The 21,025-nt window shown below is 64.3% G+C and carries 21 protein-coding genes, 1 pseudogene and 1 riboswitch; of the genes and pseudogenes, 3 read left to right on the top strand and 19 right to left on the bottom strand.

From position 1 onward, the window contains the following. Positions 1-24: 24 nt before the first annotated feature. From K2L43_RS05650 to K2L43_RS05620, 7 genes and pseudogenes are all read right to left on the bottom strand, one after another. Positions 25-276 (bottom strand): hypothetical protein, encoded by a 252-nt coding sequence (locus tag K2L43_RS05650; RefSeq protein WP_157497435.1) that lies wholly within the window; start codon positions 274-276, stop codon positions 25-27. 72 nt (positions 277-348) lie between these two features. Then, a complete protein-coding gene (locus tag K2L43_RS05645; protein ID WP_220638670.1) occupies positions 349-1,131 on the bottom strand; it encodes an ABC transporter ATP-binding protein in 783 nt (260 codons plus the stop codon). Then, positions 1,128-2,162, bottom strand: coding sequence for an iron ABC transporter permease (locus K2L43_RS05640; protein WP_187148609.1), 1,035 nt, complete (start codon positions 2,160-2,162; stop codon positions 1,128-1,130). The genes K2L43_RS05645 and K2L43_RS05640 overlap by 4 nt, the downstream gene beginning before the upstream one ends. A 44-nt stretch (positions 2,163-2,206) precedes the next feature. After that, positions 2,207-3,097 (bottom strand): annotated as a pseudogene (locus tag K2L43_RS05635) (ABC transporter substrate-binding protein). Further along, entirely contained in the window at positions 3,094-3,693 is a 600-nt protein-coding gene (locus K2L43_RS05630) for a bifunctional adenosylcobinamide kinase/adenosylcobinamide-phosphate guanylyltransferase (RefSeq protein ID WP_172206545.1), read from the bottom strand. Before K2L43_RS05630 ends, K2L43_RS05635 begins: the two are co-directional and overlap by 4 nt. Then, entirely contained in the window at positions 3,690-5,048 is a 1,359-nt protein-coding gene (locus K2L43_RS05625; protein WP_220638669.1) for a cobyrinate a,c-diamide synthase, read from the bottom strand. Before K2L43_RS05625 ends, K2L43_RS05630 begins: the two co-directional genes overlap by 4 nt. A gap of 22 nt (positions 5,049-5,070) precedes the next feature. Next, on the bottom strand, positions 5,071-6,951 hold the full coding sequence (locus K2L43_RS05620; RefSeq protein WP_220638668.1) for a TonB-dependent receptor domain-containing protein: 1,881 nt from the start codon (positions 6,949-6,951) through the stop codon (positions 5,071-5,073). A gap of 79 nt (positions 6,952-7,030) precedes the next feature. Beyond that, positions 7,031-7,275: riboswitch (cobalamin riboswitch) on the bottom strand. Between the two features lie 34 nt (positions 7,276-7,309). Between K2L43_RS05620 and K2L43_RS05615 the strand changes: the two genes are divergently transcribed. Together K2L43_RS05615 and K2L43_RS05610 are read left to right on the top strand one after the other, a co-directional pair. Further along, complete coding sequence (locus tag K2L43_RS05615) at positions 7,310-7,549, top strand: hypothetical protein (protein WP_015912724.1); 240 nt, start codon at positions 7,310-7,312, stop codon at positions 7,547-7,549. Then, positions 7,546-7,890, top strand: a complete 345-nt coding sequence (locus tag K2L43_RS05610; RefSeq protein WP_011804529.1) for a cell division protein ZapA — start codon at positions 7,546-7,548, stop codon at positions 7,888-7,890. The genes K2L43_RS05615 and K2L43_RS05610 overlap by 4 nt, the downstream gene beginning before the upstream one ends. Positions 7,891-8,530: 640 nt before the next feature. Here K2L43_RS05610 and K2L43_RS05605 read toward each other — a convergent pair. Then, positions 8,531-9,250 (bottom strand): sulfite exporter TauE/SafE family protein, encoded by a 720-nt coding sequence (locus K2L43_RS05605; RefSeq protein ID WP_220638667.1) that lies wholly within the window; start codon positions 9,248-9,250, stop codon positions 8,531-8,533. A 3-nt stretch (positions 9,251-9,253) separates the two neighbouring features. Further along, a complete protein-coding gene (hemN, locus tag K2L43_RS05600) occupies positions 9,254-10,636 on the bottom strand; it encodes an oxygen-independent coproporphyrinogen III oxidase (RefSeq protein WP_011804527.1) in 1,383 nt (460 codons plus the stop codon). Between the two features lie 171 nt (positions 10,637-10,807). Between hemN and fnr the strand changes: the two genes are divergently transcribed. Then, positions 10,808-11,551, top strand: coding sequence for a fumarate/nitrate reduction transcriptional regulator Fnr (gene fnr, locus K2L43_RS05595; protein WP_011804526.1), 744 nt, complete (start codon positions 10,808-10,810; stop codon positions 11,549-11,551). A gap of 133 nt (positions 11,552-11,684) precedes the next feature. Here fnr and K2L43_RS05590 read toward each other — a convergent pair whose 3' ends face one another. The 10 genes from K2L43_RS05590 to K2L43_RS05545 form a co-directional block, all read right to left on the bottom strand. Further along, the gene (locus tag K2L43_RS05590) at positions 11,685-12,791 is read right to left on the bottom strand and encodes an IS5 family transposase (protein ID WP_135148687.1); all 1,107 of its coding nucleotides are present in this window, start codon (positions 12,789-12,791) and stop codon (positions 11,685-11,687) included. A gap of 136 nt (positions 12,792-12,927) precedes the next feature. Next, complete coding sequence (locus tag K2L43_RS05585) at positions 12,928-13,215, bottom strand: hypothetical protein (RefSeq protein ID WP_015912721.1); 288 nt, start codon at positions 13,213-13,215, stop codon at positions 12,928-12,930. Between the two features lie 76 nt (positions 13,216-13,291). Continuing rightward, on the bottom strand, positions 13,292-13,570 hold the full coding sequence (locus tag K2L43_RS05580; RefSeq protein ID WP_220638666.1) for a FixH family protein: 279 nt from the start codon (positions 13,568-13,570) through the stop codon (positions 13,292-13,294). A 61-nt stretch (positions 13,571-13,631) separates the two neighbouring features. Next, positions 13,632-15,074 carry a cytochrome c oxidase accessory protein CcoG gene (gene ccoG / locus K2L43_RS05575; protein ID WP_220638665.1) on the bottom strand — a complete coding sequence of 481 codons (1,443 nt, stop codon included), beginning with the start codon at positions 15,072-15,074 and terminating at the stop codon, positions 13,632-13,634. Between the two features lie 84 nt (positions 15,075-15,158). Then, positions 15,159-16,073: a cytochrome-c oxidase, cbb3-type subunit III gene (gene ccoP, locus K2L43_RS05570; RefSeq protein ID WP_011804522.1), complete on the bottom strand. Its 915-nt coding sequence runs from the start codon at positions 16,071-16,073 to the stop codon at positions 15,159-15,161. A 29-nt stretch (positions 16,074-16,102) separates the two neighbouring features. After that, positions 16,103-16,240 carry a cbb3-type cytochrome c oxidase subunit 3 gene (locus K2L43_RS05565; RefSeq protein WP_011804521.1) on the bottom strand — a complete coding sequence of 46 codons (138 nt, stop codon included), beginning with the start codon at positions 16,238-16,240 and terminating at the stop codon, positions 16,103-16,105. Between the two features lie 14 nt (positions 16,241-16,254). Further along, complete coding sequence (gene ccoO / locus K2L43_RS05560) at positions 16,255-16,887, bottom strand: cytochrome-c oxidase, cbb3-type subunit II (RefSeq protein ID WP_011804520.1); 633 nt, start codon at positions 16,885-16,887, stop codon at positions 16,255-16,257. Between the two features lie 19 nt (positions 16,888-16,906). Beyond that, positions 16,907-18,346, bottom strand: a complete 1,440-nt coding sequence (ccoN, locus tag K2L43_RS05555) for a cytochrome-c oxidase, cbb3-type subunit I (protein ID WP_196995105.1) — start codon at positions 18,344-18,346, stop codon at positions 16,907-16,909. 65 nt (positions 18,347-18,411) lie between these two features. Then, a complete protein-coding gene (gene ccoS / locus K2L43_RS05550; RefSeq protein WP_011804518.1) occupies positions 18,412-18,549 on the bottom strand; it encodes a cbb3-type cytochrome oxidase assembly protein CcoS in 138 nt (45 codons plus the stop codon). Between the two features lies 1 nt (position 18,550). Beyond that, positions 18,551-20,956, bottom strand: a complete 2,406-nt coding sequence (locus K2L43_RS05545) for a cation-translocating P-type ATPase (protein ID WP_220638664.1) — start codon at positions 20,954-20,956, stop codon at positions 18,551-18,553. Positions 20,957-21,025 lie beyond the last annotated feature (69 nt).

Genomic DNA, 21,025 nt, shown 5'->3' with positions numbered 1-21,025 from the left:
AAGAAGTCTGGGGAAAACAAGCCGTCACGGGAAACGATGGAGCACGCCGCGCCTGGAAGGCCGCATGTGGCGCACCAACTGCAGCGCCAGCTCCTCCATCGGCAGCCCCGGCGCCACGCGCAGCGAACGGTGATGCGGCAGGCGCCAGCGCTGCCAGGCTTGCATGCGCATGGCGCCGCGCATCCACAGGGCACGGAGAAAGGCCAGTGCCACCCGCACGGGCACGGGCCACAGCAGCACCTGCGCGATCTGGGCAAAACCGGCGTCCAAATTCATGCGTTCACACTCCACGCCCTCTGCGGCCGGCCGCCGGCCGCAAGGGGTTCAAGGGAAAGGGGAGCAGCGCGTTCACCGCTCCATGCGGGGCAGCGCCATCCACAGGCCGTCGATCTCGCGCACCTGGATGCGCCGCTCGAACACCTGCTCCAGCGCGGCGTGCGTGGTCGTGCTCTGGCATGGCCCGTGGTGCACCACGCCGCCGGCGGCCATGATGAGCATGTCGTCGGCCTGCAGCGCGATGGATACCTCGTGCAGCACGCTGACCACGGTACCGCCCTGCCCCACCAGGTCGCGCACGGTGTGCAGCCAATCGGTCTGGTGCGGCGGGTCCAGGTTGGCCAGGGGTTCGTCCATGAGCAGCACCGGCGCCTGCACGGCCAGCGCGCGCGCCAGCAGCACGCGCTGGCGCTCGCCTCCCGACAGTTCCGACAGCGGACGGTCGCGCCAGTCCCCCGCCTGGGTAGTGTGCAGCGCCTGCTGCACGGCGGCATGGTCGGCATCGCTGGCCGGCGCCATCCAGGCACGGTGCGGCAGGCGGCCGAGCATGGCCACGTCGTAGGCGGGCAGGTCTTCGGCGGCGGACTCGTTCTGGCCCAGCCAGGCCAGTTGGCGGGCGCGCTCGCGCGGGGGAATGTCGGCCAGCGCGCGGCCCAGCAACTGCACCCGTCCTTGCACACGCGCATGGCGCAGCAGGCCTGCCAGCACCTTGAGCAGCGTGGACTTGCCCGCACCATTGGGGCCGACCACGCTGGTCCAGCGGCCAGCGGGCAGGTCCAGGTCAACGCCGCGCAATATGGAGGCATTTGCGATGCTGGCGCTTATCTGGCGTGCGCTAACAGCTATGTTCTTCATAGCGAGCTTCCCAGCACCCGGCGGTGCATGAGCCACAGCAGGTAGCTGCCGCCCAGCGCGGCGGTGAGCACGCCCACGGGCAGTTCCTGCGGCGCCACCACCCAACGCGCCAGGATGTCGGCGGCCAGCAGCAGTACCGCGCCCATCAGGCTGGACAGCCACACATGCCACTGGTGGGTGACGCGCGCAATCGATCGCACGAGGTGCGGCGCCGCCAGCCCGACGAAGGCAATCAGCCCGGTGTGCGCCACGGCCGTGCCGGTGGCCAGGGCCAGCGCCAGCACCAGCCCCGCGCGCATGGGCACGATGGGCAGGCCCAGGCTGGCGGCCGTGGCTTCGCCCAGCATCAGCCCGTCCAGCAGGCGCGACAACGCCCAGGCCGTGGCGGCGCACAGCAGCCAGCCGCCAGCCATGATGGCGCAGGCCTGCCAGCCCACGAAGGCCGAACTGCCCATGGTGAAGACCTGCATCGGCTCCAGAATGGCGGGCTGCGCCACCTGGATCAGGTCGCGCGCAGCGCCCAGCACCACGCCCACGATCACGCCTGCCAGCAGCAGGCGCAGCGTGTGCTGCACACCACGCGCCAACACCAGCGTCAGCAGCACGGCGCCCGCAGCACCCGCGAAGGCCAAGCCCGTCACGCCCAGTCGCGCCAGCCAGCTCGCCGTGCTGGGCGACACACCCAGAACGGCCATGGCCACGGCGCCGCCCAGCGCCGCGCCCGACGCGCTGCCCAGCAGGTACGGGTCGGCCAGCGGGTTGCGAAAGAGCCCCTGGGCAATGGCGCCCGCCAGCCCCAGCAGCGCTCCGGCCAGCCATGCGCCCAGTGTGCGCGGCAGGCGGATGTCCCACACGATCTGCTGCGCCAGCGGGTCGCCGCGCAGGTTCAGCAAGCTGCCAAAGCCCGTGCTGCCGACGCTGGCGCCGAGCAGCAGCAGGGCCACGCTGGCGGCCAGCAGCCACAGGCCCAGCCAGCGCGCGCGGCGGCCGCTGGCGTCGGGGTGCAAGGAGGTGGCATAGGTGGCTGGCATGGCGGTGGTCGCCACCATGGTAGAGGGCTGCGGAAGGCGCGCGCTCATTCGTACTTCTCCGCCAGGCAGCGGGCCATGATGCGCGCGGCCTCGGCCATGCGCGGGCCGGGGCGCACCACCACGTCTGACAGTTCGGGGCCGAAGTCGCACACGCGGCCCGCCTTGACCGCGGCCAGGTGGTTCCACCCCGGGTATTGGGTCATGGGCTGCATGCTGCGGTTGGCCACCATCAGTACGTCGGGCTGTGCGCGCAGGACGAACTCGGGATTGAGGCGCGGAAAGGGCCCCAGCTCGGGCGGGACCACGTTGCGCGCGCCCAGGCGCACCAGCGTCTCGCCGATGAACGAACTGGCCCCCGCCGCATAGGGGCCGCGGCTGACCTCGAAGAACACCCGCGCCCCGCGCGCGCGCTGCGGCAGCGACTGCGCGGCGGCCTGCACGGCGGCATCGATCACGCGCCACACGCGCTCCGCGCCGTGCTCCGGCGGAACGGCCAGCAGTTCACCCAGCACCCCCAGCACGCGGCGCACGTCCGCATGGGTCTTGTGGTCCAGCGCCAGCACCTTCACGCCCAGCGCCTCCAGCCGCTCGCTGACGCGGCTGCTGACGGACAGCAGTACCACGTCCGGGCGCAGCGCGACGATGGCCTCGATGTTCGGGTCCAGCCCGCCGCCCACCTGGGGCAGGCGCCGCACGGACGCGGGCCAGTTGGAGTAGCGGTCCACCCCCACCAGGCGCTCACAGCGCTGCAGCTCGCACACGCTCTCGGTCAGCGACGGCAGCAGGCTCACGATGCGCTAGGGCGGCTGGTCGAATCGCAGCGCGCGGCCCCGGTCGTCGGTGATGGTTACTGCGTGGACGCTGGGCAAGGCCAGCAGCAGGCCCAGCAGCCAGCCGGCGGCAGCAAGCTGGCGGCGCCAGCGAAGAGGCATCATGGTGTGTCCTTCAGGGCAAGCGGCAGGCCCGCCGCCATCAGCGTGACGCGCTGGCAGGCTGCCGCCGCGCGCTGGTTCAGGGCGCCCAGCGCGTCCACGAAGGCGCGCACTTCGCGCCCCAGGGGGATCACGCCCAGGCCGATCTCGTTGCCCACCAGCACCACGGGGCCGGGCGCGTGCGTCAACGCTTCAAAAAAGTGAGCTGCCTGCGCTTGCCAATCGGGCGCTAGAGGCTGTTTTTGCTCTACATCTTGGGGGTCGGCCGGCATGAGCCAGTTGGTGAGCCACAGGGTGAGGCAGTCCACGACGATCAGGGTCTGTGGGGTGCTGTGGCACGCCAGGGCGTGGGCCAGATCGCGCGGCTCTTCCACGGTCTGCAGGCCGGGCACACGCTCGGCACGCTCGCGCTGGTGGCGGGCAATGCGCGCACGCATCTCGTCGTCCCACGGCTGGCCGGTGGCCAGCAGCAACGCGCGGTGTGCCGGCGCGGCCTGCAGCCACTGGCGCGCCAGCAGTTCGGCGCGGCGCGACTTGCCGCTCTTTTGTCCACCCAGGATGAGTTCACTGCGGGCGATGGTCTGCGGCGCCGCGTTCATGGCCCCGCCTCCGCGCCCAGCAAGGCTGCGGTCGCCTGCGGGCTGGATGCAAACCATGCGTGAAAGTAGCTCGCGCGGATGCTGCCGTGGCGGTACACGGCTTCACCGTCGTCCGGTGCCCCTGCATGGTCCGGACGCTGGGCGCGTGCGCACACGGCGGCCGGGCTGTCGGTGACCGAGTAGTGAAAGGTGTGGCCGCGCAACTCATGCGTGCCCATGCGCAGCGCGCGCGGCCCCAGCGCGGCCAGGCGCCGCTGCATGGTGGCATGACCCGGCAGCAGCCCCCACAGGGGCACGCGGCGCCCGTCGGCCAGGGTGATGGACTCCAGCAGCGCCATCATGCCGCCGCACTCCGCCCACACGGGCCGACCCGCCGCCACGTGCGCCTGCAGGCTGTCGCGCATGGCCGTATTGGCGGCCAGCGCATCGGCGTGCAGCTCGGGGTAGCCGCCGGGCAGCCACAGCGCGTCGCAGGCCGGCAGCGCAGCGTCGCGCAGCGGCGAAAAGCGCACCACGCGCGCGCCCAGCTGCTGCAGGGTGTCGATATTGGCTTCGTAGATGAAGCAGAAAGCCTCATCCGCCGCCACGGCCACGGTGCGGCCGGCCAGCAGCGGCGTGATGGCGGCACGGCCCTCGGGCGTGCCGCCGAAGTCCACCGCCCAGCGCTGCAGGTCCGCGGCGGACATGCGGCCCAGGGGCGTGCCGGTCAGCGCATCGGCCACGGCGTCCAGCCGCTGCAGGGCATCGGGCAGTTCGTGCGCTGCCACCAGTCCCAGGTGCCGCTCGGGCAGAAGGCCACCAGGCTCCCTGCCGCCCGCAGCGTCACCCACGACCCGTGGCAGCGCACCCAGCCAGTCCGCAGCGTCGGCCAAGCCGTCCCGCAGCATCTGCGCATGGCGGTCGCCCGCCACGCGGTTGGCCAAGACACCGGCCCATGGCAAGCCCGCACGGTAGTGCCGCAGCCCATGCACGATGGCGCCCAGCGTGCCCCCCATGGCAGAGGCATCCACCACCGCAAGCACCGGTATGCCGAAGCGCTGCGCCAGGTCGCCCACGCTGTGCTCGCCGTCGAACAATCCCATCACCCCTTCGATGAGCAGCAGGTCTGCTTCGGCCGCCGCGGCGCGCAGGCGCTGCGCGCAATCTGCCGCACCGGTCATCCACAGATCGAGCTGGTGCACGGGGGCGCCGCTGGCCAATTGGTGCCAGTGCGGGTCCAGGAAGTCGGGCCCACACTTGAACACCCGCACGCGCCGGCCTTGGCGTGTGTGCAGGCGCGCCAAAGCAGCGGTGACGGTGGTCTTGCCCTGCCCAGAGGCGGGCGCGGCGATGACCAGGGCGGGACAGCGGCTCATGGTGTGGCAGTCGGTGATAGCGTTACTGCGGCGCCCACTTCAGGCCCACGTAGAACGTGCGGCCGCCGGTGGCGTAGGTGCGCGCCAACTGGTAGTCCTTGTCGGCCAGGTTGTCGACGCGGGCCAGCAGCGTCACGTTGCGCGCCACGCGCTTGCTGGTGTAGAGGTTGAGCGTGGTGTAGCCGCCCAGTACGTTGGTGTTGGCCGCGTTGTCGTACCGGCGCGCGGATGCGTAGAGCTCTGCCCCCAGCGTCCAGCCTGCCACCAGGGTGTCGGCACCCAGCGTGGCGTAGCGCTTGGCACGGCGCGCCAGCAGTTTGCCGCTGTCCAGGTCACGCGGGTTCTGCCAGTCGATGGAGCCATGCACCGACACGCCCGCGATGCGGTGCGCGGCCGACAGCGTCACGCCCTTGTACTCGGCGCGGCCCACGTTCTCGTAGCAGCCGAAGCTGGAATCACAGCGGCCCGCGGCGCCGAAATTGATGAGGTTGCTGACGCGGTTGCGGTACGCCACGACACCCACGCTGCTCTCTCCTTGCGTCCACCGCGCGCCCAGCTCCACGTTGCGCCCCTTCTCGGGCTGCAGGTCGGGCGCGCCGTATTCGCTGAAGCGGTGGTAGAGCGTGGGTGCACGGAAGGACGTGCCGGCCGCTGCCGTGACGCGCCACTGCGGCGTAATGGCGTAGCCATAGGACAGGCTGCCCGTGCTTTTGCCGCCGAACTCGCTGTCGTCGTCATAGCGCAGGTTGGCCTGCAGCGTATGGGCGCCCTGGTTCAGGCCATAGCCCAGCGCGAGCGCGTTCTGTGAGCGGTCACGCTGGAGGTCGCCCACGAACTCGGTGGCGGGGTTGTGCAGTTCGTCCTCGCGGCGCTCCAGCGCGGCTGTGAACAGATGCGCGCCCAGGCGCCACTCGTTTTGCAGCAGGTAATTGTGCAGCGTGGTCTCGGTCATGTAGAAGTTGGGCCGGGTGCTGTATTCACTCTGCCCCTGCGTGACCTGCAAGCGCGTGCTGTACACGTCGCTCCACTTGGCCAGCCATGCCAGGCTGGCCGTGCGCAATTGGTGGTGATTGCGGTCGTCGGCCGTTTTGCTGCCGTCGTACTGCGAGTTGAGGTTGCTGGCCAGCAGCGTGCCCTCCAGGCGATGGGTCGTGTCGAACTGCACGCCCAGTCGGGCATTGGCAGAGGTGCGGCGGTAGCCGTCTTCGTCCGGGTTGTAGGCGGAGCCTACGCGGGCACTGAAGCCATCGGCGCGCTCATGCGACAGCCCCAGCGCATAGTCCACCTGCTCGGTGCCGCCACTCACGCCGGCCTGCACCGTCCGCGTGCCCTGGTTGCCCAGGCCCACGCCCACGTAGGGCGCCGGCGCACCCTCACCCCTTTTGGTGAAGAGCTGGATCACGCCTCCCATGGCATCCGAGCCGTACACAGCAGCCGCTGGCCCGCGCACGACCTCGATGCGGTCGATCTGCGACAACGGGATTTGCTCCCACACCACGCCGCCGGTGGATTGCGAGTCCAGGCGCACGCCGTCCAGGTACACGGCGGTAAAGCGCGACTCCGCGCCGCGCAGGTAGACGCTGCCATTGCTGCCCTGGCCGCCATTGCGCGTGATCTGCACGCCTGGCAGGCGCGAGATCACGTCAATGACGCCTACCGCGCCGCTGGCCTCGATAGTTTCACGGTCGATGACGGACACATCGGACACGATGTCGGCCAGCGGCCGGGCCACGCGGGTTGCCGTGATGACGGTTTCACGCAGTTGGGGTTCTGTGGCTGCCTGGGCCAGCAGGGTCTGGGACACGGCGGGGAAAGCGGCGGCCAGCGCCAGCGGCAGCACGGCGACGCGCGCGTGCACGGAAAGCGCACTCAAGCGCACATTGAACGGACGGGTGTTTGTCATGTGGGGCAAACAGAGAGATCGCCACGGCCGACCTCCCCGTCGGCACCTGGGCATAACGGCCCAGGTTTCACAAAAGGAAACGCGGAGCCACCTCGTTGGCCGGTATCCGGGCTGGCGGAACGCTCTGCATCGCCTTCCCAAACGCTTGTTCAAGGCGCTCAGTGGCTTGTCAATGAAGAGGGAGCCGAGGTACGGCTCATCCGCTGACCGTTGCGGGGGCAGCGCAGGCACAGGACGCACTCCATGGCGGAGGGCCCCTCCCTGCTTCCCGTTGAACTGCGGCATGTGAACCACGCCGCTAGCACCAACTGCGCAATTTTACGATGGTTCGCACGCCGATCCCTACAATCGGCAGCGTATGGCCTCCCCCTCTTCCATCGACCAGATCGCCGAGCGCGTTGAGCGGCTGCTGCTGCGCCATGCCGAGTTGCAGCGCACCAATGCCCTGTTGGCGCAACAGGTCGCGGCGCTCACCCAGGAGCGCGATTCCCTCCAATCCCGCCTGCAGGCGGCCCGTGCCCGCGTGAACGCATTGCTGGACCGCCTGCCTGCCGAGCCCGAACTCCCCGGCACTGCCGAGACGAAAGACGCGCCATGAAGCAGATCGAGGTACAGATCCTCCAGCAAAGCTATCTCCTGGCCTGCCCGGACGGCCAGGAGTCGCGCCTGCTGGAGGCGGTCGAGCGCGTGGATACCGCCATGACGCGCATCCGTGACGCGGGCAAGGTACGCGCGCGCGAGCGCATCGCCGTGCTGGCGGCCCTCAATCTGGCTTTCGAGATCGCCGACCGCGAAGCCGCCGATTTGGCAGCCGCCTCAGCCCCTGCGCGCATCGCCCCCACCCCGGTCGCGCCGCACGTGCACGACAGCGATGAGCGCGTGCAGCAGTTGCTCCTGCGCCTGGACGAGGCGCTGGGCGAGGATGGGCGCCTCCTATAACCACTACGGCGAAAGCCTGCCCCCTGGCTGCACACGGGCGGCCCACTACAATGAACATGTCTGCGGTGCTGCCGGGCTTTATATTTCCTTGAACCAATGCTCATTGAGCACGGGCTTGGTACATCGCCCGGTGAGCGTGATCATCTCGCGTCAGATGAACCCAACGCCTGGCTGCCCTCGCCCACCTGAACCCCCGGTTCAGGATGCCGGTCCGGTGGCATTCGCAGACACCTTTTCTCCGGTAATCGCTTGCGCCCTCGCTCCGGGTGAGTGCCAGCGACCTCAATACCTGCTCAGAAAATCCGGCGCTCCGCGGCCAGCGCGCGCAACCCACCCATCTGCAAGGCACAGAGCAGACCTTGGTAGTCGTCGCACCGATGCCAAATATCCTGGCGTGGTTCGGGCGTTCCCATTCCTTCGGCAACCTCACTGATACGCAGCGCGCGCCCCAGACGTACGGTGGCGCATCCAGTAAGGCAGCGATGGGTAGCTGGATTTCTCCACGTCGATGAGAACAGACTCGTCACTTCCGCTGGTAGAGATCTGACAGCGATACGTCACGCCTGAGCGTCTCAGTTTGCACCATTCGCTTGCCACGGCATGCTTCGCAGAGCCGCTGTGGTTCCACAAAACGCTGTTTTCAGGGCACGCACCACGGCGCCGGCTGCCCATGGACAACCTCCATCCATAGCGCCCATGCACCCAGGGAAAAAAGCACACCACCTGCCAGCCGAGACCCCCACGCCCCACCCTTCACGCCGATCCAAGCGCGAATGCGGCCAAATGTCCACGGCCCCAGCACCAGCCATACACCGCTTCCCACGCCAAACAGGACCATGCACAAGGCTCCGCGGAGCACGCTTCCGCTGAGAGCGGCGGTCAACAGTGCGGTATACAGCAGGCCGCATGGCAGGAGCGCCCAGGCCACACCCGCGGTCAGGAGCCCGCCAGGCCGAGAGACCAAGGGCTTGACCTTCGCCCAGACAGCACGCCCCGCCCGCTCAACCCACAAGGGCTGCTGCGCTTGCACCATCATCATCCCTCCCCACGCGAGGATGAGCACGTGCATCAGCGTCCAAAGGGGGCGCAATGCCGAGGTGCTTTGCCCCAGCCATGCGAGTTGCTCCATAGCCAGCGCAACCACCGCCCCTGCGGCGCCGTAGCCAATCAGGCGCCCCGCGTGAAACTGCGCTACCCGTTGGAGGATTCCGCGGCGGGACGCCCATTGAATGGCGTGGGTGGCGTCCGGCGTGCCACCCAGCCCCGTAAGCGCCGCGCAGGGAACAGAACACATCGCCAAACAGTGAGCCCCTCCCATCAGCCCCATCAGGAAGGCCGTCGTGGCCAGCGCCCACAGCATGGATCAAATAATCCGGGAAAAGCGAGCGCGGTTACGGTCAGCCTGCAGATACTTGTCGAACACCATGGCCACGCCGCGCACGAAATACCATCCCATGGGCGTGACTTCAACGCCCTCATCACTGATTTTCACCAAGCCCTGAGCCGCCATTTCTTGCAGTTGCTGTAATTCCGCATCGAAATAACTGCGGAAATCAATCAGCCAGGACTGTTCCAACGGCTCAAACAGTAATTCACCTTGGCACATCAACGCCATGATGACTGCGCGACGCACCAAGTCGTCCTTGGTCAACGCCAGCCCGCGCACCACAGGCAAATGCCCCTGGTTAATGCAGTCGTAATACTCGTCCAGCGTTTTCACATTTTGGCTGTAAGTAGCGCCCACGCGCCCGATGGCAGAAACGCCCAGACCAATCAGGTCGCAATCGGGCTGCGTGCTATAGCCTTGGAAATTGCGGTGCAGCCTGCCTTGCCGCTTGGCCACCGCCAGCGCATCGTCTGGCAGAGCGAAATGGTCCATGCCCACGTAGACGTAGCCGGCTTCCTGGAACACATCAAGTGACCGGGCCAACATGGACACCTTGGCCGAAGCCATGGGCAACTCGGCCGTGATGATGCGTCGCTGCGACTTGAAGCGTTCTGGCAAGTGAGCGTACGCATACAGCGCGATCCGGTCTGGCCGCAACTCGGCTACCTGCTCCAAGGTGCGATCAAACGACTCCGGTGTCTGGCGCGGCAGCCCGTAGATCAAATCCACGTTCACCGATTCAAACCCGAGCTTCCGAGCCGCATCGACCAACGCGAACACCTTTTCGGCAGGCTGAATGCGGTGCACGGCCTTTTGTACTTCAGGGTCGAAATCCTGCACGCCAAAGCTCAGGCGATTGAAACCCAGCTCCGCCAACAATCCCAGCCGCGCTTCATCCACGGTCCGGGGGTCCACTTCTATGGAGTACTCCCCCCCAGGAACAAGGACGAAACTGCGCCTCAGCATGCCCATCAGTTCGCGCAAACCGTCATCCGTCAGAAAAGTAGGCGTGCCGCCGCCGAAATGCAGCTGGCTCACATGCTGACCCACACCGCAGTGCGCCGTATGCAGGTCGATTTCACGGCTGAGGTAACGCAAGTAGACCTCTGCCCGCTCTGGATGCCGGGTAATGATTTTGTTACACGCGCAGTAATAGCACAGCGATTCACAAAACGGGATGTGGACATAAAGCGACAAAGGCATCGCCTTGGCTACCGACCCCACGCGACGCTGCTGCAGCGCAAGGATGTATTCCCGCTCGCCAAAAGCCTCGACAAAACGATCAGCAGTCGGATAAGAGGTGTAGCGCGGCCCTGGGACGTCAAAGCGACGCAGGAGCTCTGTTGTAACAACGGTCATGACGGGATTCCTTGCACTTTCATATCACTGTGCCGTAGAGTCCCCCATGAGTCCTTGACGTTGATCAAGCGCCCATAAGGTCCTTGTGGCGACAATTTGACTTCGGCTCAAAGTCGTCCAACGGCCTACGGCATTCCATGTCTCCCAGCCGTTCAGAGGTAAGCTCAAGCCATGAACAGGGTTCCCATGCATACGAATCTCCAGACCATCAAAGTTGCCTGCTCAAACTGCAATCTGCGTGAGCTGTGCATGCCCGTGGGTCTGGACGACCAGCAACTCAAGCGCATCGATGACATTGTTGCTGTACGACGCAAGATCAAGCGTGGCGGCACGCTTTTCCGGAACGGTGAACCCTTCACATCCCTTTTTGCTATCCGCACCGGATTCTTCAAGACCTGTGTCGCCACCGAAGACGGTCGCGACCAAGTGACAGGTTTTCAAATGGCGGGCGAGATCATCGGCCTGGATGGCATCGTGAGCGACCGTCACACTTGCGATGCGGTAGCGCTTGAAGACGCCGAAGTATGCGTCATGCCTTTCGATCGTATTGAAGAGTTGTCGCGCGAAGTAACGGCACTACAGCACCATGTGCACAAGATCATGAGCCGCGAGATTGTTCGCGAGCATGGGGTCATGCTGTTGCTGGGGAGTATGCGTGCCGAGGAACGCCTTGCCGCATTCCTGTTGAATCTCGTACAACGCTTGCATGCCCGGGGTTTCTCACAATCCGAATTGGTGCTGCGCATGACACGCGAAGAGATCGGCAGCTACCTGGGATTGAAACTGGAAACCGTCAGCCGCACGTTTTCGAAGTTCGTGGAAGAAGGTATTGTGGAAGTAAAACAGCGCCATGTGCGCATCGTCGATACCGATGCGCTGAAGCGAATTGTCAACAGCCAGCAAGCCTGCCATTAACAGGCTGCTGAAATACTCCCCAGCGTCCGAACCTGTTCAGCGGCTGTAGCCGCATTTTTCCGTATCCTGAAAATCAGCCCCTCAAAATCGCCTGCTTTCAGTCGCAAAGCACGGTTTTTTGCCCCTTTTGCCTTTACACCTGCCCCTGCAGACGGATTAGCCCCAGGCTGCGCAGTCGCGTGAGGTTGTAGCCCGCCATCGTCAGCACAAACAGCTGATCAACCTTCTTGATCCCGCGCACCACCACCTGACGCATGTGCCCCACCGTCTTGGCCCAGCCAAAGCCTTGTTCGATCAGCTTTCTCTTTTGCTGGGAGATGGCGTAGCCTTCGCTGTCTGCAATCGCGTCAGGAACTGCCGACTGGCGCCCTGATTTGTTCTGCGCCACATGGGGCAGCACGTTCATCTCTTGCAGCGCGTCGATGAACTCCCTGGCGTCGTAACCCTTGTCTGCGCCCAGCGTGATCGTGATGGGGTCATCGCCGGGCAGTGCCTGTCGCGCATCGTTGATCATGGCCTTGGCCGCTTCGCGCTCTGCATATCCGTCGGCCTGTGTGACCACGGCGCTGACCACCAGCCCGTGGCGGTTGTCGGTGAGTGTGTGGCCCATGAAGCGCAACTCACTGGCCGTCTTGCCCTTGCGGTACAGCCTTGCATCCGCGTCCGTTGTGGACTCGTGGGTGTCGTTGCTGCGCTTTTGGTCTTTGAAGTTCCCCGCGTCGGTATCGTCGTCGCCCTGGCGGTCTTTGCGCACAAAACTCTTGTGGCCCGCCCAGGCCTGGATCAGGGTGCCATCCACGCTGAAGTGCTCGCCCGAGAGGAGTTCCTGCTCCTGGGCTTGCTGCACGATCTGGTTGAAGAACTCGATGACCGCATCGTGCTCGATCAGGCGTTCGCGGTTCTTGCTGAAGACGGTAGGTACCCACACGGCATCGTCCATGGCCAAGCCAATGAACCAGCGAAACAGCAGGTTGTACTGGGTTTGCTCCATGAGTTGGCGCTCCGAGCGCACGCTGTAGAGCACCTGAATGAGCATGGCGCGCAGCAGCTTCTCGGGGGCAATGCTGGGACGCCCGCCTTTGATGTCGGCTGCGTACATCTGGGCAAACAACTCATCCATGTTCGACAGGGCCTTGTTGACCATCACACGGATCACGCGCAAGGGGTGATCTGCGGGCACGAAGTCATCGAGGTGGCGCATGGTGAACAGGCTCTCGGTGAAGGTGTCGGCTCCGCGCATGTCTGGCTCGTCTGTCTGGTCGCTGGGGTGCCCCGATTGTCCTGCAAAGGCGCCACACGGGGAGCGACGAAAGGGGTATTTCAGCAGCCTGTTAAGCCTCGGTTTTTTGCTCATTCATAACTGATCGGCGGAAAGATCAGGAAACGTATTTGGCGCAATCAGCCGGCCGCGCCCCTTTGGGCACGGGGCAGCGATTCAACTCAAAGGGCGAGAGTGACAACAGCGTCGTCAATGCGCTGGAAGCCATGAGTACGAACCAGAACGTGAAAAAGGCGATGGTATACACACCTTCGCGCGAGAGATGCAGGGGTTGATCAAACCACTGCAGCGCTTCTGGATCCACGAAGGCGAACACCACCATTTCCATGACGCCCGCCATCAAAAAGGCCGGCCACGCGATCCACATCAATCGTTGCATCCACATTCGCCCATCTCCTAGCAGGTGTAGTTGACAGCCTAGCATCTGTTCTCCGGCATGCAAAGAGGACTCGCCCTGCCGGTCAGCGCGGTTGATCCTCCAGCGGAGTAGCTGCATGGTTGCGCCCCTTCATGGCAGGCGTCATGTCGCCCCCAGACTCCTTCAGGGTCTCGTTGATGTTCAATCCCCGTTGGTAATAGTCTTCCGCGATGACGGGGTCAGGTTGGCTCACGGCCAGCCAGAGGGTCACGAAGCCCGCAATGATGACAATCACCGGCCCCGCGATGACAAGCCAGACATGGCCAAACGTCCACCAAGGCTTTCCTGCGTCGTCCAGTTTCATGGGGGAATTACTCAACATTTATATTAACTCCTCGCTCATTTATGAGCACAGCTTGTTCCTTTGTATTCCACGACCGCCTTCAGCGGGGTACGAGGAACACGGATTTCTCTGCCACTTGGGCTTTATCACCCTGCGCTTGAATATCGAAATACACCGTATGCGATCCAGGAGATGCTGAGCCATACGGAATTTGAAGACGGACAACCACCCATCGGGATTCCGCCGGTCCAATGTCAATTGCGGTCTCGGACGCCACTTCCAGCCCTTCCATGCCGTGGGCGCTGATGGTGTAGCGCTGCGCCCCCTCCGTGGCGTTCATGATCTGCAGCCGGTAGATATTTTCCAGCTTGCCTCCCGCCACGATGCGCGAGAGCGCAGCGCGGTCGCGCACGATGTCCACCTTCAACGGCGTGCGTACCACCAAGCTGGCCAGCATGCCGATGCACAACACCACCAGCACCGCTGAATAGAACAACACACGGGGTCGCAGCACGCGTTTGAGCATTTGCGATTGGGTCCAGTGGTTCTTGACGCCGTTCTGCGTCGAGAAGCGAATCAGCCCGCGCGGATACTTCATCTTATCCATCACGGTATTGCAAGCGTCCACGCAGAGACCGCAACCAATGCATTCGTATTGCAGTCCGTTGCGAATATCGATACCCGTTGGGCAGACCTGGACACACAGCGTGCAATCGATGCAGTCACCCAGTCCCGCAGCTTTGTGATCTACGGTCTTGTTACGGGGCCCGCGAGGCTCGCCGCGCTCGGGATCGTAAGAGACGACCAGCGTGTCCCTGTCGAACATTGCGCTTTGGAAACGCGCATAAGGGCACATGTATTTGCACACCTGCTCGCGCAGGAATCCTGCGTTGCCGTACGTGGCCAACCCATAGAAGATCACCCAGAATATCTGCCACCCTCCTTGCAGGGCCAGCAACTCTTCCCCCAGCTCGCGAATCGGAACGAAATAGCCCACAAAGGTGAAGCCGGTCCAGAACGCGACCGCAATCCAAATGGCTTGCTTGACAGTTTTTTTCCAGATCTTCTCAAATGTCCACGGACCATTGTCCAGGCGCATACGGGCACTGCGGTCGCCTTCGACTTTGTGCTCGATCCACATGAACATTTCCGTGTATACGGTCTGGGGACAGGAGAAGCCGCACCACAGGCGTCCCGCCACTGCGGTAAACAGAAAAAGCGACAGCGCGGAAATAATCAGCAAACCCGTCAGATAAATGAAGTCCTGCGGGTAAAGCACCAAACCAAAAATATAGAAACGGCGTGCTCCGAGGTCAAAGAGCACCATTTGGCGCTGGCCCCACTCCAGCCATGGCAGGCCATAGAAAACCAGCTGTGTCAGAAACACCATCGCCCAACGCCAACGGGCGAACACTCCACTTATCGAGCGTGGATAAATTTTCTTTTGCGCCTCATAGAGCGAAATGACCTCGGTCTGCGAACTTTCGGCCCCCACTGGCGTGATAGGAATCACCTTACGGGGCTGACCTTCGGCTGGCTTCATGGTGGAATCTCAAAAAGGAAGTGCAACTTCCAAAACGCAAAACGGCCGGCGCCCCTCGACGGGGAGCCGGCCGCACAGGGAGCATCAGCGCGGGGCGCCGGCCTTATTGGACAAACCCCAGACGTATGCCGTCAACACCTTGATCTGTGCATCGGTCAACTTGCCCGCTTGGGCAGGCATCTCGTTGGTCTTGCCATTGTTGATCATAGCGGTGATGGCAGCTTCGCCCCAGCCATGCAGCCAGATGTCATCCGTCAGATTAGGGGCACCCAGGGCCACATTGCCCTTGCCGTCCATCCCGTGGCATGCAGCGCACGCAGTGAACTTCGACTTGCCCAGAGACGCCTTCAGGGAGTCATGCGGGCTTCCCGACAGGCTCAGGACATAGTGGGCGAGGTTGCGCACATCTTCCGGCGAGCCCACGGCGGCCGCCATGGGAGGCATGACGCCAATGCGCCCATCGTGGATGGTCTTCTGGATCTGATCAGGCGCACCGCCGTGCAGCCAGTCACCGTCGGCCAGGTTGGGGAAGCCCTTGCTGCCGCGGGCATCGGAACCATGACACTGCGCGCAGTTGTTCATGAACAGACGCTCACCAATTGCCATGGCCGCTGCGTCGGCCGCCATCTCTTGGGGCTGCATGGCCTCGAACCGCGCATACAGAGGCTGCAACTCTGCGTTAGCCTTGTCCACTTCGGCTTGGTACTCGCCCAGCTGCGTCCAGCCCAACTTACCCTTAAAGGTCCCCAATCCTGGATAGGCAGCCAGATAGCCAGCGCCGAATACCAGCGTGATGATGAACAGCCACATCCACCAACGGGGCATGGGGTTGTTCATTTCCGTCAGGTCTTCGTCCCAGACGTGACCGGTGGTGTTGTCGGCCGTAGCCTCGACCTTCTTGCGGGACGTGATCCACAGCAGCAAGCCGCAGGCCACGATACCGATGATGGTGATTCCGGCCACGTAGAAGGACCAGAAGTTACTCGTGAAATCGCTCATGGGTTATCTCTTTTCTTGTGGAGACTTCTTCAGTCCTCGGCGAAGGGCAACTGTGCTGCCTCCTCGAACCGGGCCCGGTTGCGGCGCATGAAGGCCCAGAACCAGATGCCCACGAAACACGCCAGCGACGCCAGCGTGGCCACGATACGCATGGTGGTGATGTCCATGACCAGCTCCTCGATTACTTGAGCGCACGGCCCAAAACCTGCAGATAGGCCACCACGGCATCCATCTCTGTCTTGCCCTTGACCTGCTCGGCGGCGCTGGCGATCTCCTCATCCGTATACGGGACGCCGACCGTGCGCAATGCCTTCATGCGAGGAGCAACAACGGAAGGATCGATCTGGTTCTTTTCGAGCCAGGGATAGGCGGGCATATTGGATTCGGGCACCACGTCGCGCGGATTGTTCAGGTGAATGCGATGCCATTCATCGCTGTACTTTCCACCCACGCGATGCAGGTCGGGCCCAGTGCGCTTGCTACCCCATTGAAAGGGATGGTCGTAGACGAACTCGCCAGCCACCGAATAGTGGCCATAACGCAGGGTTTCCGCGCGGAACGGACGGATCATCTGCGAGTGGCAGTTGTAGCAACCCTCGCGCAGGTAGATATCGCGTCCGATCAATTGCACTGCCGTGTAAGGCTTCACGCCTTGAACGGCCTCAGTCGTCGATTTTTGAAAGAACAGAGGAACGATTTCCACCAGGCCGCCGACGGCCACAACCAGCAAGATCAACACGATCATCAGGAAGTTGCTGGTTTCGACCTTCTCGTGCGTGAAGCCGGTGGATGCTTTGTTATGCGTATTGGACATGTAGTTGACCCTCCGAACTTCAGGCGTGAGCGGGTTTCACGGCGGGAATGGCCACCCTGACGGAGCGTCCGGAGATCGCCGTCACCCAGACATTCCATGCCATCACCAACATACCGCCGAGGTACAGCAGACCGCCAAAGAAGCGGATCGCGTAGAACGGATAGGTCGCCTTGACGCCTTCCACGAAGGTATAGGTCAGCGTGCCGTCGGGGTTCACGGCGCGCCACATCAGACCTTGCATCACGCCAGCAATCCACATGGCGGCGATGTACAGCACGATGCCGATGGTGGCCATCCAGAAGTGCAGTTCAATTGCCTTGATGGAGTGCATCTTCTCCTTGCCAAACAGGCGAGGCACCAGGTAATACAGCGAACCCATGGTGATCAGACCCACCCAGCCCAAAGCGCCTGCATGCACGTGGCCCACAGTCCAGTCGGTGTAGTGCGAGAGCGCGTTGACGGTCTTGATCGACATCATCGGGCCTTCGAACGTGGACATGCCGTAGAACGACAGCGACACGATCAGAAAGCGCAGGATGGGGTCGTCACGCAGCTTGTGCCAGGCACCGGACAGCGTCATGATCCCGTTGATCATGCCGCCCCAGCTGGGCGCCAGCAAGATCAGCGAGAACACCATGCCCACAGATTGCGTCCAGTCAGGCAGCGCGGTGTAGTGCAGGTGGTGCGGACCCGCCCACATGTACGTGAAGATCAGCGCCCAGAAGTGGACGATGGAGAGGCGATAGCTGTACACCGGACGGCCAGCCTGCTTCGGGATGAAGTAATACATCATGCCCAGGAAGCCGGTCGTGAGGTAGAAGCCCACGGCGTTGTGGCCGTACCACCACTGCACCATGGCGTCCTGCACGCCTGCGTAGGCGGAGTAGCTCTTCATGAAGCCCGCCGGAATGGCCGCACTGTTGACGATGTGCAGCAGCGCCACGGCGATGATGAACGCACCGAAGAACCAATTGGCCACGTAAATGTGCTTCACCTTGCGCTGGCCGATGGTTCCGAAGAACACCACCGCATAAGAGACCCACACGGCAGCGATCAGGATGTCGATCGGCCATTCCAGCTCGGCATATTCCTTGCCGGAGGTATAGCCCAGCGGCAGGCTGATGGCCGCCGCTACGATGACCAGTTGCCAGCCCCAGAAGGTGAACGCCGCCAACTTGGGCAGAAACAGCCCCGCCTGGCAAGTGCGCTGCACCACGTAATAGCTGGTGGCGAACAGGCCGCAGCCGCCGAATGCGAAGATCACGGCATTGGTGTGCAGCGGACGCAGCCGGCCATAGCTCAGCCATGGAATGCCGAAGTTGAGTTCAGGCCAGGTCAGCTGGGCGGCGATGAACACGCCTACCAGCATGCCGACCACCCCCCATACGACAGCCATGATAGAAAACTGGCGTACTACGGTGTCGTCGTAGTGCGCAACTCTTGTTTGTGAAGAATCCATCGGGCACCTCTAGTATTTGCAGTAAAAAGTTTTAACCAGGCTCGCAGTAGGCCTATTGACGAACATCAACCGTCCCTCAGAATGCGCTCCCCCTCCTGATCGACGTTCTCAAATTGGCCACGGTAGACGGCCCACCACAGTCCCGCCAGTACAAACAGCACCAGTACGACGGAGAGCGGAATCAACAAATACAGGATGTCCATATCAGACGACCTCCAAGGGCGTGCTCACGGCACGTGCGGCACCAGCGCAGTCGCCGGAACTCTCGTGGCTGAGCGGGTCCGGCAGGCGCGCCAGGCGGGCGGCGTTGAGCACGACGAGCAGTGAACTCAGCGCCATGCCCAGGCCTGCGAGCCAAGCCGGCATGTAGCCCGCAATCGCCAGGGGCACGCACAGCGCGTTGTATGCAGCCGCCCACCACAGGTTCTGGCGGACGACGCGCAAGGTGCGCCGCGCCAGCCAGAGTGCCTGCGCAACAAGGGCGAGATTTTCGCCCATAACCACGAAGTCGGACCGTGACTGGGCCAGGGGCACGGCGCGGCCGAACGCAAACGAGACATGCGCACCGGCCAGCACGGGGCCGTCGTTGAGCCCGTCGCCCACCATCGCCACATGGTGTCCTTGCGCCTGCAACGTCTGCAGATGCGCGAGCTTGTCCTGCGGGGTGCAGTCTCCCCGGGCCTGGCCGATGCCCGCCTGGGCAGCCACCCGCTGCACGGACTCGGCCCGGTCACCGGACAGCAGCTCGACCGCCACGCCTTCGGCGCGCAGCCCGCGCACCACCGCCGCGACCTCGGGGCGCAGTTGTTCGCTCAGCACGAACCGCGCGATTTCCACTGCCGCGCCTTCGCATTCCATCGACAGCACGACCTGCGGCCCCGCATCGCCGTCCACGGCGGGCACGCGGGCATGGGCCGCAGAGCCCAGGCGCAGTATCGTTTCCTGGGCGTGTGACGGTGACGATGCACGGGCCACCAGGCCTGCACCCGGCAGCTCCTGCACGGCATGGACCGTCCAGCCCGCGGGCGCCGCGGCAGACTGCGCCGCGGATGCCAGCGCGCGCGACGCGGGATGCAGTGAATGCGCCGCCAGCGCCGAAGCCAGGGCCAGCGCCTCGCCTTCGCCCCAGCCGGCCCCTGGCGCCACATGTACGCTATGCAGCGCAAGTCCATCGCGGGTCAGCGTGCCCGTCTTGTCGAAGACCACCGTATCCACCGCAGCCAGCGCCTCCAGCCCCTGCAGGTTGCGCACCAGCACGCCCCGCCGCGCCAAGGTGCCCGCAGCCGTCAGCATGGCCACCGGCGTGGCCAGAGACAGCGCGCAGGGGCACGTAACAATGAGCACCGCCACCGCCACCATCAAGGCATGGCTGGGGTCGCTCGGCCACCACCACACTGCCGCCAGCACCGCGGCCAACAACACCGCCACCAGGAAAGGCCGGGCCACCCGGTCCGCCAGCTGCGCCAGGCGGGGCTTTTGCAAAGACGCGCTCTCCATCAATGACACGATCTGCCCAAAGCGCGTCTCACTGCCCAGCGCCAAAACCTCCACCGTGACCGGTGCGCGCAGGTTGTAGCTGCCCGCCGTCACGCGGCTGCCTTCGGGTCGGTCCACAGGCGTGGATTCACCGGTGAGCAGCGCCTCGTCGGCCTGGGTACCACCTGAAAGGATGCGGCCATCCGCGGGAAAGGCCTCCCCCGGCAACACGCGCACCACGTCTCCGGCCTGCAGACGGCGCGTGGCCACGCGCGTGAAGCTGCCGTCTTCCGCCCGCCGCTCCACGCTGTCGGGCAACCGGTTCATCACGGCTTCCAGCGCCCCTGCCGTGCGATCGCGCAGGCGCAGCTCCAGCCAGCGGCCCGTGAGCAGGAAAAAGACGAACATGGTCAGCGAGTCGTAGTAGACCTCGCGGCCAAAGGGGCCGGTCGGATCGAACGTGCCCGCCATGCTGACCACGAAGGTGATGAGCATGCCCAGCGCCACGGGCAGATCCATGCTGACCCGCCGCTGCCGGATATCGCGCAGCGCGCTGGAGAAGAAAGGCCCGCAGGCGAACAGCACCACCGGCAGGCTGATGACCCAGGAGGCCCAGCGCAGCAGTTGTTCCATTTCCATGGTCAGGTCGCCGGGCATGGCTTGGTAGGCAGGCCATGCGTACATCATGACCTGCATCATGCAAAAACCCGCCACCAGCCAGCGCCACAGCGCCTTGCGGTTCTCGCGCTGGCGCTGCTCCCGCGCCAGCGCATCCAGGGCAGGCAGCGCGCGGTAACCGGCCTTCTGGACCGCGCCCATCAACTGAGACGGGCGCACTCGTCGCGGGTCCCATACCACGCGTGCGCGGCGGGTGGCGGCGCTCACGTCCGCTTCCGCCACGCCGGGCACACGCCGCAGGGCTTCCTCGATGGTCAGGGCGCAGGCGGCGCAGTGCATTCCGTCGAGCACCACATGCGACTCCCACGGCCCCGCCTGGGCATCCGCACCTGCGGGGGTGGATGCACAGGGCTTGCCAAAGGCCGACCATTCCTGGGGGTCATCAAGCAGCGCGACCTCATCCGGTGCAGCCGTGGAGAGGGGCGACGCCCACGGGTCGGCATCAGGATTTGACATAGCCTCAAGACTATTCGGATTGCGCGAAGGACTCATTGACTTGAATCAAGACATGGACCACGAACTATC

Origin of the sequence: Diaphorobacter sp. MNS-0 (assembly GCF_019602835.1) — a bacterium.
Taxonomy (GTDB): domain Bacteria; phylum Pseudomonadota; class Gammaproteobacteria; order Burkholderiales; family Burkholderiaceae_C; genus Diaphorobacter; species Diaphorobacter nitroreducens.
This window is presented reverse-complemented; position numbering and strand designations above follow the sequence as displayed.